Consider the following 15,174-nt stretch of genomic DNA (forward strand, 5'->3'; position numbering starts at 1 on the left):
ATGCCGTTCATGCTCCGGGTCGCCGGGCTGCCCATCGACACCGTACGTGAGCTGCGCTGCCCGGACAGCCGCCGCTGGGCCGACGACGTCCTGGCCACCGGCGACCGATTGGGCGCGGCGGGCGCCGCCCTGGGCGATTTGCTGCACCCACTGATCGGGCGGAGTGCCGAAGACGCCGAGCGCCGCGCACTGTTGAAGCTGCGCCGGGACGTCTTCAACAACCGCCTGCCGCACGACGCCGAAGCGGCGCTGTCCCTGGTGACCAGCCTGGATGTGGCGGTGGGGGAGGCGTTGGCGGACTGGCTCACCGCCCGCCGCCGCCTCACCGCCCGCACCGCGCAGGGCGCGGGACTGCTCGCCGTCGAGACGGCCCGCACCCGCGCCGCGCTGCGTCGACTGGCGGGCGAGGAGCGGCTGCGCAAGGGCCTCCTGCTCGCCTCGCCCACCCTGGACGCCCAACTCGACGCCTATGTACGGAAGACGGCGGCGGCGCCGGACGCCCGCCCGGACCGGAGGACTCGCAAGATCGAGCGCTCGCTGCTGTCGTACCTGTACCGGACGGCCTGCAAGACCAGCCCGTTCTCGACCTTCACCGGGGTCGCGCTCGGCGAGTTCGGCGAGCGCACCGGCCGGCAGTCCCCGGCGGACGGACTGGAGGTGAGGATCGCTCAGGAGTGGACCAGCCATACCCGCCTGAACGTCGTCGCGCTGCGCCGCCTCGCGGAGTCCGTCGTCGCCGACCCGGCCCGCCGCGCCGACCTGCCCGTGTCCCTGGCCTCCGGCTGGGGCAGGGACGGCGACCGGGTGCGCTACGTGCGCCGCTGGGTGACGGCAGGCGACGACGACACGGCGGTCACCTTCGACGCGGTCAAGGACCGGCTGTTCTTCCTGCGCCGCAGCGGCGTCCTGGAGAGGTTGCTCGGGCACTTCGAGGAGCGGGAGACCGTAAGGTTCGCCGAGCTGGCCGACTGGCTCGCCGCCGACCAGGACGCCGGCGAGGAGGAGTGCGCCCAGTACCTCCAGGCTCTGCTGGACGTGGGCATGGTGCAGGTCCCGTGCCTGCGGACCGAGGTGCACGACACCGATCCGCTACGCGCGTTCCAGGCGTCCCTGCGGGACCTCGGCCGTCCCTGGGCGCACACACTGGCCGGTCGGCTCGACGCGGCCGTGGTGTGCGTCGACCGGTTCGGCAAGGTCGCCCCAGCCGCCCGCAGCGCGCTGCTGCGCGAGCTGAGAGACGAACTGAGCGACATTCAAAAGGAGTTGGGGGCCGAGAAGGGCAGAGTGCCGCAGACCGTGCTGTACGAGGACGTCTCGGCTGGCTCACGGACGAACCTGGGGCCGAAAGTATGGGCCGATCAGATCCAGGATCCCCTGCGCCAAGTGGAGCGGATCCTGCCGGCCTTCGACCTGACGCTTCCGCAGCGCATCACCTTCAAGGGGTTCTTCCTCGCCCGGTACGGCCAGGGCGGCCGCTGCGACGACCTGCTGAAGCTGGTCCACGACTTCCACGAGGACTTCTTCGATCAGTATCTGAGTTTCACCTCAGGCCGTACCTCCTTCGATGCCCAAGGCCGCTACGTCCCCGAGGTGAACTGGCTGGGACTGCCGCAGCTGAAGGCGCTCGACACCGCCCGCGAGACTTTCGTCACCAGGATGCGGGCCCTGTGGGACGACAGCGATGGGGAGGAACTCGTCCTGGAAGGCGCCCTCATCGACGAGGTTGCCTCCCACCTGTCCCCCGTGACAGCCGACTTCCTGCCCATGAGCCATCACCTCCAGCTGGCCGACCGTCGAGACGGTCACCCACTGGCCGTACTCAACCGCTCGTACGGGGGCCTGTCCTTCCCTTTCAGCCGCTTCACCCACTGCTTCGACGGCATCGAGGAGCGGCTGCTGCGCCGGGCGGAGGACATCCGGCCGGAGGGGGCCGTCTTCGCAGAGGTGACCGGCGGCCCGGTGACCAGCAACCTCAACCTCCACGGCAGGCTCACGTCACACGAGATCGTCTGCCCGGGAGAAAGCGGCACGCTGGATCCGCAGTTCCGCATCCCACTCGACAGCCTGTACATCGAGCACGACGAGAGAGCCGACCGGCTGGTGCTGCGCTCGGTCCGGCTCGGCCGCGAGGTGATCCCCGTCTACCTCGGATACCTGGTGCCGCTCGCCCTCCCCGAACTGCCCCGCACCCTGCTGCTGCTCTCTCCGACGTCCATCGCGCCGCTCGACGTCTGGGGCGGTGTCCCCGAAGGCGAACCGGACGGCGGTGTGACCGGACGGCCGCGTGTGAGACACGGCAGCGTGGTGCTCAGCCGCCGCAGCTGGAGCTGCCCGGCCTCCCGGCTGCCGCTGGCCGGTCCGGCGGTGCCGGACGCCGAACGGTTCCTCGGCTGGCACCGCTTCCGGCGGGCACACGGTCTGCCCGACCGGGTGTTCGCCACCGTCTCGGACTCCGGTGCCCGGGGGGCCACCGCCGCGAAGCCGCAGTACGTGGACTTCGACAGCCCCCTGTCGCTGTCCGCGTTCGAGGGGCTGATCAGGACGGCGGAGGCGCGGGTTGTGTTCCGGGAGATGCTGCCCGACGAGGACGCACTGCACACCGTGTCAGGCCGAGGCCGCCACGTGGCGGAACTCGCCGTGGAGACGGCGACCGCCACCCGTACGACCGGAAGGGACCACCACGGATGACGACGACCGGAGCGCGTACGGGAACCGGGGCCTGGCAGGCCACCCACGTCTTCTACGCCGCCAACCCCCGCCCCATGCTGCTCCACTGCATCCGCCCCCTCGTGGCCGGGCTGGAGGCGGACGGACTCCTCGACGGGTACTTCTTCATCAACTACTGGCTCGAAGGCCCCCATGTCCGCCTGCGGATCAAGCCCTCATCCCCGGACGCGGAGAACGAGGTCCGCCGCCGTACCGAAGCGGCCGTCGACGCGTTCCTCGCGGAGCGACCCGCCCTGTACGAGGTCGACTCCGGCTTCCTCAGCGAGTTCTACAACACACTCTTCGAAATCGAGTTCCCCGCCGGCGAGCGCGCCCGCTACACCGACGACCAGGGCCGGATGCGGTTGCTGCCCAACAACACCCGCTGCCCGACCGAGTACGAGCCGGAATACGGCAAGTACGGTGGGCCGGCCGGGATCGAGCTGGCCGAATGGCACTTCCGGCACTCCAGCGATCTGGTCATCGAGGCCTTCCGCACCAAGAACCTGCACCTGCGGACCGTGCTGCTCGGCACGTCGGCGCAACTGATGATGGTCATCTCCGGCTGCTTCCTGCCGGGCGACGACGAACTGGCCGACTACCTGGACAGCTACTACACGTTCTGGCACCGGGCCTTCCCCGACACCGGCTTCATCGGCAGCGAGGAGTACGACACGAACTACGCGGCCATGGCCCCGAAGCTCGCGTCCCGTTTCGCCGCCGTCCGCACCGCCGTCGCCGGCGGAGACGACGCGCCCCGGCTCCCCGCTTTCCTCGCCGACTGGGCCGGTCACTGCGCCGAACTCCGGGCCCGCGCCCGCACCCTGGCCGCCAACGGCGACCTGGTGTTCCGGTCCTGGGACGGTGAACGCGACGAGCGCGTCACCGACCCCGCCGTGGCGCTGCCGCGCCTGCTCTCCCCGTACATGCATATGACCAACAACCGGCTGCACGTGACCATCCGCGACGAGGCCTACCTCGCCCACGTCCTGGGCCGCGCCCTGCGAGAGCCGCGATGACGGCCCCGACCCCCTCCGCCTTCACGGCGTACCGGCCCCGGCTGCGCCCCGGGGTCCTGATCAGCGACGCGCTCCTGCACGGCAGGAACACCGTGCACCTGATCAAGGACACCGGCAGCGGGCAGTCCTTCAAGGTGGGCACCAAGGAGCACTTCCTCATCTCCCGCATGGACGGGCGCCGCAGCCTGGAAGAGATCGGCTCGGAGTACGCCAGCGCATACGAGCGCAGGCTCGCCGCGGCCCACTGGCAGCAGCTGCTGGGCATGCTCGGCACACGAGGGCTCCTGACCGACTCCCCGGCCGTCGCCGGGCCCCCGACACCGTCACCCGAGCCGCGCGGCGTGCTGCGCGGCAGTCTCCGGCTGGTCGCGGACGCGGACACGACGACCGCGCGGCTGCACCGGGCCGTGCGCCCGCTGCTGTCACCGTGGTGCGTGGCACCGCTGCTGGTCCTGCTCGTCGCCATGGAGGCCGTCCTCGCCCGGCACGCCGGTGAACTGGTCCTGGCCACCGGGGAACTGTTCACCAGTCCGGCCCTGCTGACGGCCGCAGCGACCCTGCTGTGGCTGAGCACCGCTCTGCACGAGCTGGCGCACGGGGTGGTCGCCCGGCACCACGGCGGCCACGTCCGCGAGATCGGACTGCGCTGGCGGCTTCCGGTCGTCATCATGTACTGCACCGTCGACGACTTCCTCTATCTGGGCACCCGCCGTCACCGCATCGCCACGGCCGCCGCCGGTGCCGTGATGAACCTCCTCTTCCTGCTGCCGTTCTTCGCCGTCTGGCGGTACGCCCCCGTCGACGACGCCACCCGAGGAGCCCTCGCGGGACTCCTGTTCCTCGGGAGCGCGCAGGCGCTCACCATGCTCGTTCCGCTGCCCCCACTGGACGGGTACAAGATCGTCGCCCAGTTGGCGGGCGCCACCGAACTGGCCGCGTCGACCCGGACGTATCTGCGGCTGGCCGTCCGCCGGGACCCTGCCGCCAGGGAGTACCCACGCCGGGCCCGTGCCGCCTACACCGCGTACGGAATGAGCGTGCCGTTCGTGCTCGGCGCGCTCGTCGCGGCGGTCACCACGATCGTCCACCACCTGCTCACCACCGGGTGAGCGCCGTCAAGGCACCGGCTCACCACGCGGTGAGCCGCCCGACAAGGAGAGACCCGTGAGCACCACTGACCCCACGTCCCCCGCCTCACCCTCCGCACAGGACGCGCCGGCCATCGCCCTTGACACCGTGCGCAAGCACTACGGATCCACCAAGGCCGTGGACGGCATCTCGGTGACTGTGGCACGCGGTGAGTTCTTCGGGCTGCTCGGTCCCAACGGCGCGGGCAAGACCACCCTCATCGAGATCATGGAGGGCCTGCGCAAGGCGGACTCCGGCTCCGTGTCGGTCCTCGGCCGAGCCCCCTGGCCGCGCGACGTCCATCTGCTGCCGAGAGTCGGCGTCCAGACACAGGCGTCGGCGTTCTTCGTCCGGCTGACAGCGCGCGAGCACCTGCGCACCGTCGCCGCCCTCTACGGTGTGGGACACGACGCCGCCGAACGGGCCCTGACGTCCGTCCGGCTGACCGACCAGGGCGACGTCCGGGTGGAGGACCTGTCCGGCGGGCAGCGCCAGCGTCTCGCCGTCGCCGCCGCCCTCGTCCACGAACCGGAGCTGATCTTCCTGGACGAACCGACCGCGGCCCTCGACCCGCAGGCCCGCCGGGACCTGTGGCAGGTGCTGCGCGACCTGAAGGGCGCCGGCCGCACCATCGTCTACACCACCCACCACCTGGACGAGGCGGAAGCCCTCTGCGACCGGGTCGCCATCATCGTCGCCGGGCGCCTCGCCGCGCTGGACACACCCGCCCGGATGGTGGCCGCAGGCAGTCCGACCACCCGGCTGCTGGTGCCCGCCGATCGGCTCACGCTGGAGGCGGCCCAGGGCATTCCCGGTGTGCGGGCGGCGGACCTGGAAGGCGACACGATCGTCCTGGAGACCCTGGACTCGGGCCCCGTCCTGGCCCACGTCGACGCACTCGCCGGGCTCCAGGGCGTACGGACCCGCACCGCCAGCCTCGAGGACGTCTACCTCGAACTGATCGGCAGCGCCGCCGAGCCCGCCCCCACCAAGGCCCCGTAGCCGCCGCCGTCGCGGCACCCCCGCACCCGTTTCACGCGTACACGCGTACACGAAAGAGAAACGCCACCATGAGCGCATACGCCGCGTTGAGTCAGGCCGGATACCGGGCCTACGTCCGCGACAAGGCCACCCTCTTCTTCACCTTCGCCTTTCCCCTCCTCTTCCTCGTCGTCTTCGGCCTCATCTTCCACGGCAAGAACGTCGAGCAGAGCGGGCAGCCCTACATCAACTACATCGCACCCGGCGTGCTGGCCTGGGGCATCGCCAACGCGGCCGTCTTCGGTATCGGATTCGTACTGATGCAGTGGCGCCGCGACGACCTGCTCCGCCTCATCCGCATGACCCCGGTGCGGCTCCCCGCCGTGCTCGCCTCCCGCTACGTCCTGGCCCTGGGCATCGGCCTCGTCCAGGCCGTGCTGTTCGTGGGGGTGGCGCTGCTGCCCTGGTTCGGGCTGCGCCTGGCCTCCGGATGGCCGCTGGCACTGCCGGTACTGTTCCTCGGCATCACCGCGTTCCTGGCGATCGGGGTCATCGTCGGCACGTACGCGCAGACGCCCGAGGCGGTCGCCGCGATCGCCAACTGCCTGATGATCCCCATGGCGTTCCTGTCCGGCTCCTTCTTCCCGCTGGACGCCATGCCGGACTGGATGCAGACCCTCGCCAGGGCCCTGCCGCTGTACTACCTCGTGGACGGGACCTCCGCCGCCCTCACCGGCAGCGACGGCGTCAGCGCCGACGTAGCGGTGGCCTGCGGGGTGCTCGCCGGCTGCGCCGTCGTCTTCGGAGCCATCGCGCTCAGAACCTTCCGCTGGAGCGACCAGTCATGACCGGCACCGTGCGCGAGCGCGCGGACGCGCCCCTGGACGCTGCCAGGAACCGACTGCAGCGCGAGCTGACCGCCCGCCACCGGACGGCGGCCCTGCCGAACCTCCCCGTCCCCACGGTCGTACCGCTCGGTGCCGCCGACACCCTCGGCTGCGGTGTCGCGGACCCGTACGCCGCCGAACGGCCCGCAGCGAACATCCAGCTCACCTCGCGTGCCGTGCTCGTCGGCCCCTGGGGTGGGGACGCGGGCGGCGGGACGCACATGGACGCCTGCGGCCAGTGCCTCGCCATGCGGTGGCAGCGGCTGCGGAGCCGTTCGGAGCGGGAGGCGCTCGAACTGGGCCACCCCTCGTACGGCGCTGTCGACTGGCCGGTCCTGACCCCCTTCACCGTGGACGCCGTCTGGGCGGCATACGTGGCGGTGTTGCCGGGTACGCGTAGCGCCCCGGAGGGGTTCACGGCCGCGGACCGGTCCCTGCCGCAGGTGACCCGCGTCGACCTGGGCACCCTGGCCACCGCGACGTTCCCACTGCTGCCCGAGCCGCTGTGCCCCGCCTGCGTGAAGGAACGCCCCGACACGGCCGACACGGCCCGCATGACGTTCGTCCCCCGGCCGAAGCCGACCCCGGACGGCTACCGCCTCCGCCCCCTGGACGCCTATCCACTGCCGACCGCGGCCCTGGCCAACCCCGTGTGCGGTGCCATCGGCTCCGACACCTGGATCAACCCCGCGTCCACGACCACCGCACCGGTCGCCGGCACCCACTTCGTGCGGGGCTACGCCGGACTGAACGACGTCACCTGGAGCGGGCAGTCCAACCGCTACACCACCAGCAGGACCCTCGCCTATCTGGAGGGTCTCGAACGCTACGCGGGCACCCACAGGCGCCGCGGCACCGCCCCCGTCATGGCGGCGTACAGCACCCTCATGGCCGACGGCGCGCGCGTCCTGAACCCCGCCGACTGCGGCTTCTACGCGCCGGAGACCTACGCGAAGGACCACCTGGTCAGCCCCTTCGACCCGGACCGGAAGATTCCCTGGGTGTGGGGGCACTCGCTGCGCGACGATCAGCCCGCCCTGATCCCCGCCAGGCTCGCCCACTACGGCGCGGGCGTCGACGCCGACAATTTCGTCTTCGAGTGCTCCAACGGCTGTGCGACGGGCGGGAGTCTGGAGGAGGCGATCCTCTTCGGGCTGCTGGAGCTCATCGAGCGAGACGCCTTCCTGCTCACCTGGTACACCAGGGCGCGCCTCACCGAGATCGACCTCGCGACCTGCCGGACTCCCGCGATCCACAACATGGTCGACCGTGCCGCACTGCACGGCTACGACGTCCACGCCTTCGACACGCGCATGGGCCCGGCCGTCCCCGTCGTCACCGCCCTGGCGGTCCGCCGCGACGGCGGACACGGGACGCTCTCCTTCGCTGCTGCGGCCGGCTTCGACCCGGAGGGCACGGTCGAGGCGGCCCTGTCCGAGGTGCTGACCTACATCCCGTACCTGCCGTACCAGGTGGCCGAACGGCGCACCGAACTGGAGGAGATGGCCCAGGACTTCACCAAGGTCCTCCACCTGAAGGACCACGCCCAGCTGTACGGCCTGCCGACCATGGCGGGCCACGCCGCCGAGTACCTGAACCCGACCGCAGTGCGGCCGCTCACCCAGGTGTACCGGGACTGGGAGGACCGCCGCCCGCGCACCGGGGACCTGCTGGACGACCTACGGCTGGTCCGCGACGAACTGTGCGGCGCCGGGTTCGACGTGATCGCCGTCGACCAGACGACTCCCGAGCAGCGCCGGATGGGCCTGCACACCGTCAGCACCACCGTCCCCGGGCTCCTGCCGCTCGACTTCGGCTGGACCAGGCAGCGCGCCCTGCGGATGCCCAGGCTACGCGCCGGACTGCGCGACGCGGGCCGACGCACGGACGAGCTTCCGGAGACCGAGATAAAGATCGTCCCGCACCCGTTCCCATGACCCGCGAGGACCTACGGGACAGCATGGACAAGCCCCTTCCCGCGTGGAGACAGGACTCCGTCCGGGAAGGGGCCGCCGTGCTGCGCGTACGTCCTGTCAGGCGCTGCAGGAGGTGGTGCTGGTGGTGCTGGAGCAGGTGGAGGTCGAGGAGGAGGAACACGAACCGGCGAGGACGACCTCGGCCGCGTCCGAGTAGTCCGAGATCTCGAAGGTCTCCGACTCCAACTCCAGGATCTCGTCGGCGAGGGTGGCGAGCTCGGTCTTGGCCATGATGATCTCCTTGGATACCGACTACGGGTCAGCGCCGCCGGAGTCCCCGGCGGCCGAGGCCGCGGCGGTGTCACCCGGCGACGCTCCCATCCCAACCCCATCCGCTGTCAGATCGGCCGCGTTCCGCTGCCAGAGCGCTGACACGAGGTGACAGCGGACCGACTCCAGTCGCACGTCCGGCTCCTGGACGCTCCTCCCACCGGCCGCTGACGGCACATGCTGCGAAGTCAGAACCGTGCCGGGCTTGCCGGCAGAACCCCGTACCGACCCAGCGAGGTGGACACCCGTGACCCACGCAACCGCAGGAGCGACGTCGCCCGGCACCACCATCCTGCCTCCCGGGGCCCTGCGTCCCGCTCTGGAGCTCTACATCGACCTGCACTCCCATCCCGAGCTGTCCGGTGCCGAGCAGCGCACCGCCGGCATCTTCGCGGCGGCACTGTCCCGGCACGGCTACGCGGTCACCCGGGACGTCGGGGGCCACGGCGTCGTGGGCGTCCTGCGCAACGGCCCCGGCCCGACGATCCTCCTCCGCGCGGAACTGGATGCCCTGCCGGTGAACGAGGGGACCGGTCTGCCCTACGCGAGCACCGTCCCCGGCATCATGCACGCCTGCGGCCACGACCTGCACCTGGCCGCCGTCGCGGGAGCGGCCGGCGAGCTGACCCGGCTGTCGGACCGCTGGCGAGGCACCGTGCTGATTGTCGGCCAACCTGCCGAGGAGACCCTGACCGGCGCCCGGGCGATGCTCGACGACGGCCTGTACGACCGGTTCGGCCTCCCTGACCTGGCGTTGTCTCAGCACGCTGCCCCGATCCCCGCGGGCACGGTCGCCCACGCGGCCCCCGGCGCCCCGCTGCTGTCGGGCAGCGTCACGCTCGATGTGGTGGTCCACGGCCGGGGCGGCCACGCGGGCACACCGCACCTCACGGCCGATCCGGTCCTGGCGGCGGCAGCAGCGGTCGTCCGCCTCCAGTCGGTCGTGGCGCAGCAGACGCACCCCGCGGAACAGGCGATCCTGACCGTGAGCGTTCTCAAAGCGGGCGATCGCGCCAACGTCACTCCCGACCGGGCGGAAATCACCCTGTGCATGAGGGCGTTCACCGACGACGCCCTCACCAGGATGAGTACGGCGGCGCAACGCGTCATCCGCGCCGAGTGCGCGGCCTCCGCCTGTCCCCGGGATCCCGAGTTCACGGTCGCCTCACGCTCGCGTTCCCTGATCCCCGACCTCTCCGTGACGACTGCCCTGCTCCAGGTGCACGAGAACCTGCTCGGCGCCCATCGAGTAGCCCGCACCCCGGCCACCACGGCCACCGAAGACTTCTCCTGCTTCGGCGAGGACGGCGTCCCCCTGGCGTACTGGTTGCTCGGTGTCACCGGTGCCGGCGCGTGGCGGTCCGCCCTCGCGGGGGGCGATCCGGTACCGGTCAACCATGCGCCCGGCTTCGCCCCCGACGTACGAACGGCCCTGCCGGTCGGTATCGCGGCCCTGAGGGACGCCGCGCTGCACCACTTGGACAAGGCGGTCACGTGAAGACCGGGCCGCGACGGGCGAACGGCCACGCCTGGCCCCTGCCCGGATCACCCACTGCCGCATTCGTTTGCCCACGACGAAGGCAAGTGCTGTCAACCGCGACGCAGCGAAGGAAGTGCTGTTCAGGCTGCGGCTGATGCACCCCCGTGCTCACCGGGGCCGGCGGACCGTTGCTACGAGTCGTCGCAGCGCGGCGTGGGCGGGTGGACCCCAGGTGGCCTTGCCGCCGGGGCGCCCATGGACTCCGGCCTCTCCGATGTGGATGCCGCTGAGGGCGCGCAGCACCGCCCAGCCGCGGGCGCGGCGCAAGGTCGCGGTGTCCGGGGTCGGCCGGTAGGCGCCCAGGAAGCGATCGGCGGCGCCGTCCGGCAGCAGGATCCAAGGGGCGGCGAGGTCGCAGGCCGGATCGCCTGCGAAGAGGTCGCCGAAGTCGATCACGCCGCAGAAATTGCCGTCCGCGGTGAGAACGTTGGCCGGATGCAGGCCGCCATGGAGCCACAGTGCCGGACCCGCCCAGTCGGGCGCGGCGGCGGCGTCTTCCCAGACCGCGCGGACGGCGTCCGGGTCGGGGACAAGCCACAGCTCGGTGGCCGAGGCGAGCTGCTTGGCGAACCTTCGGCATGGTCGGCCAGCGGCCCCCCGCGGTCACGACCGGCGGGCGCCCCATCGGGGGCAGGTCGGTGAAGAGCCGTCAGGAAGGCGGCCAAGGTGTCGGCAGCCTCCACAGCGCGCGTGGCTGGTGCGCGGTCGGCGGGCTCGCCCGGCACCCAGGTGGTGACGATCCAGGGCCGCGGAAACTGCTCGGAGGGCTCGCCGAGGCGCTGCGGAACGGGGACCGGCAGCGGAAGGTGCGGGGCGAGTGCGGGCAGCCAGGCGTGCTCCTTGCGCAGCAGTGCATCGGCGGACCGCGTTGCCCAGGGCAACCGCACTGCGAGGTCGTCGCCGAGCCGCCACAGCTGGTTGTCCCAGCCACGAGCACCGAGCCTCACTGGGCGATCGGCCAGGTCAGGGTGCTGATCGCGCAGCAGAACCCGGACCAACTCCGCGGTGACCTCGATCTCGGTGTGAGTCATGCGGAGCAACCATAGTCGGGGGGTGGGCCGCCTCGAGAACAGCTGGAGTTGCCGAAGGGCGACGTCAACTGAGACTCCGTCGATGACTTGTCCCACCCGCGCATCAGCGCTGGCCACAGACGTGACCACAAGCAGGGTCAACTGAGACGGGACATGCGGGTATGCGCGGCAGGGGGAACAAGATGCACCGGCGCGATGGAGAACGCGCACGCTGCCGTCTTCGTGGGCGCGCAGGCGCGCCCTCACTCCGCTTCCGGACGGCCGCTCTCCGGCACTGTCTTTCGGTCATTGACGGTTGCGGGCCGGGGTGCCCGAATGCGTCTTGATCCCCCGTCCCGCAGCATCGCCACAGGTCGAGCCGGGCTCAGAACGGCGAGTCTCGGACTGCCGCCGACAGGAGCGCACTTGCCGATGCCATGTGTGCCTGCAAGCATCCCAACGCGCGCTCTACGGCGACCGGGGCACGGGACAGACTCCGGGCGGCCCCCCACCCGTTGGTTCTGCCCGTTGGACACCAACCAGGAGTGCTTCTCCATGTCGCGATCGAAAAACCGATCCCTGCTGCTCGGCGTGGGATCCGCCGCCGTCATGATGGGTGCCGCTCTCGCCCCCACCACGGCGTCGGCGGCAGCTGACACTGCGTCCCAGTCGACGCGGGCCGAGGCACCGGCCGCCGGGTTCTGGTCATGCACGGTTCCGCCCGGCTATACGTTCACCGGCACCCAGAACACCCTGGCCTGCTCCCCGAGCGGGGTCCGCACCATGTATTACGTGCAACTCCCCGCGGACGGCATGTGGGCGTGCACCACGATGCCCGGCTTCACCTTCTCCGGTGCGCAGAACACCCTGGCCTGCTCCCCGAATGGCGAGTTCCGCACGATGTACCAGCTACGCACTCCCAAGACGGGGCTCTGGGCTTGCACCGTCCCGCCCGGCTTCACCTACACGCACACACAGAACACCCTGGCCTGCTCCCCGAGCGGGGTCCGCACCATGTACTACCTCAGGGCGCTCTGATGGTTCAGCCGGTTCCCGCCCGCCGGGTGTCACGGGGCGGCGGGGACCGGCCGGACGCGGGCGGAGGGCCGCCTGGAGCCGCGCACGGGTACCGGCCGCGTCACCGAGGGCAGCTATCACCGCACCCCAACAGCTTTCGTGGAAGGGCGTGAAGCGGCCTGCTTCCGCGCCGACCCGGCGCTGAACTGACGGGCGCAGGCTCGCCGCCTCGGTTGCCGCGAGCTCATGAGGGACATCGTCCAGGCCGTCGCCGGTCTGTTTTTCCATCAGCAGACCGTGGGCACGAGCTCGGCAGGACCGTCCCGTGAAAATCTACGGGGCTTGGCGGCTGGGCTGTCCCATGACCGCTCGGGCCGCGTCGAGGAACGCCAGCCGGTTGTCCTCAGTGATCGCGGCGTCGGAGCCGTTCTACCGCACGTCAGCGCCACGTCGGGCTACTCGGGTGCGTGGCGAAGAGGACTCCGGGGATGAGCTGCTCCGGCGGGTGCTGACCGGGTCGGGGTCGGCCGCGGACCGGGGGAACCGGACAGCTTCAGCAGGAAGCCCTCGGTACCGGAGCGTTGCCGTAGGCGCAACAGCACAGTCGGCTTCGAAAGTCGCGGCCGAGGGGGAGGCTCTCGATGAACGTCCTGAAGTCCGCGGCCCGTGTGGGCTCGGTGTTCCACTCTGTCCCGCTTGGGCGCGGCCTGTCGTCTGCCGGCTACCGCCCAGTGCGCGGCCAGGTACGGAACGCGTGCGCCGCGGCTGTTCCGGCTGCCGGGCTCCACGCTCTGGCTGTGGCGGGTTGGGGACCGATGACGGCCGTCAGTAGGGCTTCGGTGATCAGACAGTCGGCGGCGACGAGCGCTTCGATCGCCGCTGCCATCGGCGGTCCCTCCAACCCTGGGGACTCTTTCGTGTACTCCGTGATGAATTCCACGGTCATGTCCATGCTGAGTGCGGGCAGGCCGACGCTGGCGAACCCGTCGTCCGCCTCGTACGCCACGCTCTCCCAGCGCCCGCCCTCGAAGCCGTAGGCGAAGCCCACCCACGCACCCGCTTCCTGTGCCGCCCGCACCGGCGGTTCCCACCACGCCGGCGCCCCGGCCAGCAGGTCCGTCTCCCGTTCCTGGAAGTACGTGGCGGCAGGGCCGTAGTACGTGTTGCTGTACTCGTGGTCGTGGCCGACGATCACAGCGCGCCCGCCGTCGAAATGGTGCAGGTCGAGCCAGTTCCCGCCACCGTCGTCGTAGTGCCAGCGGGCAGCGTCGGCACCGCAGCCGTCCCCCCAGCCGCGTGCCGCGAGCACGGCGGCGAAGGCAGCCCAGCGTGGGCGCAACTGGGCAGGAGTGGGCAGGTCCAGCGTGATGAGAGCCATGTGTCACACCCTTGCACGCGGGTGTGACAGGCGCGCACGAAGGCGGTCGGCGGAGCAACTGCCCCAGCGCTGCAGCGTGCCACCAGGCGCCCCCGGTCCACCCGCGCTGTTGGACGACGCACGCCCCACCAGACGGGAAGGGCGAGGTCCAGTGGGAACGCCGCTGCCGGAAGGCAGGCCCTCGGCCTCTGGGCCGGTGACGGTGCGAAGTGTCGGCAGAACACCCTCACTTTGCTGTTGAGACGACCTCGCGACTGTGAGGGCTCTACGCCATACGCGAAGCAGTCAATCTGAATCGGAGCGCAAGTTGACGCCCGCACGAGAGCAGTGGCCGGGACGGCGATCTCGCTTCCGTACGCCCTTATTCGGACACGCAACGCTTGTTACGTACAAAACTGTTGAATGTTAGTCGATGACGCATCCGCAAATGGTGCGCTGATGTCTCTTTCTGGTCGTTGACGCCCCTCAAACGGCGGTGCGAGTGTGGCGGCCGAACCACGAGAGGTGCGGCATCGGGCCGCTCCTCGAGAGGAGGAAATCCATGAGATCCATTCCGCTGTTCCGGTTGTCACCGGGCGGTCGCCTGAGCCTGGCAGTGATGGTCGGCGCAAGTTCCCTGGCGCTGATGACTCCTGTGTCTGCATCGGCGGCCGAAAGCGGATCGTGGACTTATGTCAGTCCGCAGGAATGTACGTTCAACAAAGGTGAGACGAACAGGTCTTCGGCGGACCGGAACGTGGCATTCGGTAAGTCGGAGGTTCAGGCGTGGAAGGCATCTGCGGCCGGTAGTTGCCGTCAGATGAACAGACTCCCTGCCGGATTCCTGCTCGCTTCCGCCGACCTGTACAAGTGGAATGACCAGCTGCGGGTCTGGCAGCTCTGTCGTACCACCGGCCGCGTGACGAACAGCGCCCCCGGAGACCGACTGGAAGCGACCATCCGTATCACCGCCGACCTGATGCCGTGCGGCAACGGCTGGTACGGCACCGTGGCCGGCGGCTGGCAGTACAGCCCCTTGAAGGGGGCGTGGGTGGGTGGCAGTGTCTGGTCCGGGTATCAGCGCTTCGCCCCGGCCGCAGAGTCAGAGGCACCGCCATCGCCGGCCTGGGTCGGTGCCGACGGCGTCGTGGACTCGGGCACCGGGACGGCAGCGGTGACCGGCTAGCGGCCGGTCTTGCTCATGCTGGGGAGGGCCCGGGGGGGGTTGGCCCCCGCCCCCCCCCAGGCCCGGGTAACTGGGACGGGAGCACCAGGGACCGGTG

General features: G+C 70.7%; 11 protein-coding genes and 1 pseudogene. 9 read left to right on the forward strand and 3 right to left on the reverse strand.

Going from position 1 to position 15,174, the window contains the following annotated elements:
• The 6 genes from ACFV6V_RS07645 to ACFV6V_RS07670 all read left to right on the forward strand — a co-directional run bounded on the left by ACFV6V_RS07645 (position 1) and on the right by ACFV6V_RS07670 (position 8,658).
• Entirely contained in the window at positions 1 to 2,688 is a 2,688-nt protein-coding gene (locus ACFV6V_RS07645) for a lantibiotic dehydratase (protein ID WP_385560544.1), read from the forward strand.
• Positions 2,685 to 3,725, forward strand: coding sequence for a lantibiotic dehydratase C-terminal domain-containing protein (locus ACFV6V_RS07650; RefSeq protein ID WP_385560547.1), 1,041 nt, complete (start codon positions 2,685 to 2,687; stop codon positions 3,723 to 3,725). Before ACFV6V_RS07645 ends, ACFV6V_RS07650 begins: the two co-directional genes overlap by 4 nt.
• A complete protein-coding gene (locus ACFV6V_RS07655) occupies positions 3,722 to 4,834 on the forward strand; it encodes a peptidase M50 (RefSeq protein WP_385560550.1) in 1,113 nt (370 codons plus the stop codon). Before ACFV6V_RS07650 ends, ACFV6V_RS07655 begins: the two co-directional genes overlap by 4 nt.
• Before the next feature lie 55 nt (positions 4,835 to 4,889).
• On the forward strand, positions 4,890 to 5,855 hold the full coding sequence (locus ACFV6V_RS07660; RefSeq protein ID WP_385560553.1) for an ABC transporter ATP-binding protein: 966 nt from the start codon (positions 4,890 to 4,892) through the stop codon (positions 5,853 to 5,855).
• 68 nt (positions 5,856 to 5,923) lie between these two features.
• Positions 5,924 to 6,682: an ABC transporter permease gene (locus ACFV6V_RS07665; RefSeq protein ID WP_385560556.1), complete on the forward strand. Its 759-nt coding sequence runs from the start codon at positions 5,924 to 5,926 to the stop codon at positions 6,680 to 6,682.
• The gene (locus ACFV6V_RS07670; RefSeq protein WP_385560563.1) at positions 6,679 to 8,658 is read left to right on the forward strand and encodes a TOMM precursor leader peptide-binding protein; all 1,980 of its coding nucleotides are present in this window, start codon (positions 6,679 to 6,681) and stop codon (positions 8,656 to 8,658) included. The genes ACFV6V_RS07665 and ACFV6V_RS07670 overlap by 4 nt, the downstream gene beginning before the upstream one ends.
• Positions 8,659 to 8,754: 96 nt before the next feature.
• Here ACFV6V_RS07670 and ACFV6V_RS07675 read toward each other — a convergent pair whose 3' ends face one another.
• A complete protein-coding gene (locus ACFV6V_RS07675; protein ID WP_338678094.1) occupies positions 8,755 to 8,931 on the reverse strand; it encodes a thiazolylpeptide-type bacteriocin in 177 nt (58 codons plus the stop codon).
• 283 nt (positions 8,932 to 9,214) lie between these two features.
• On the opposite strand from ACFV6V_RS07675, the gene ACFV6V_RS07680 reads away from it, so the two are divergent.
• Positions 9,215 to 10,465, forward strand: coding sequence for an amidohydrolase (locus tag ACFV6V_RS07680; RefSeq protein ID WP_385560566.1), 1,251 nt, complete (start codon positions 9,215 to 9,217; stop codon positions 10,463 to 10,465).
• Between the two features lie 150 nt (positions 10,466 to 10,615).
• Here the strand turns inward: ACFV6V_RS07680 and ACFV6V_RS07685 are convergent.
• Positions 10,616 to 11,538, reverse strand: a pseudogene (locus tag ACFV6V_RS07685) (aminoglycoside phosphotransferase family protein).
• A 534-nt stretch (positions 11,539 to 12,072) separates the two neighbouring features.
• Here ACFV6V_RS07685 and ACFV6V_RS07690 point away from each other — a divergent pair.
• Complete coding sequence (locus ACFV6V_RS07690; RefSeq protein ID WP_385560569.1) at positions 12,073 to 12,555, forward strand: hypothetical protein; 483 nt, start codon at positions 12,073 to 12,075, stop codon at positions 12,553 to 12,555.
• A 700-nt stretch (positions 12,556 to 13,255) separates the two neighbouring features.
• Here the strand turns inward: ACFV6V_RS07690 and ACFV6V_RS07695 are convergent.
• Positions 13,256 to 13,912, reverse strand: coding sequence for a proteophosphoglycan 5 (locus ACFV6V_RS07695; RefSeq protein ID WP_385560572.1), 657 nt, complete (start codon positions 13,910 to 13,912; stop codon positions 13,256 to 13,258).
• A 541-nt stretch (positions 13,913 to 14,453) separates the two neighbouring features.
• On the opposite strand from ACFV6V_RS07695, the gene ACFV6V_RS07700 reads away from it, so the two are divergent.
• Positions 14,454 to 15,077 carry a hypothetical protein gene (locus tag ACFV6V_RS07700; protein WP_385560575.1) on the forward strand — a complete coding sequence of 208 codons (624 nt, stop codon included), beginning with the start codon at positions 14,454 to 14,456 and terminating at the stop codon, positions 15,075 to 15,077.
• Positions 15,078 to 15,174 lie beyond the last annotated feature (97 nt).

It is taken from the genome of Streptomyces sp. NPDC059828, from assembly GCF_042731955.1.
Taxonomy (GTDB): domain Bacteria; phylum Actinomycetota; class Actinomycetes; order Streptomycetales; family Streptomycetaceae; genus Streptomyces.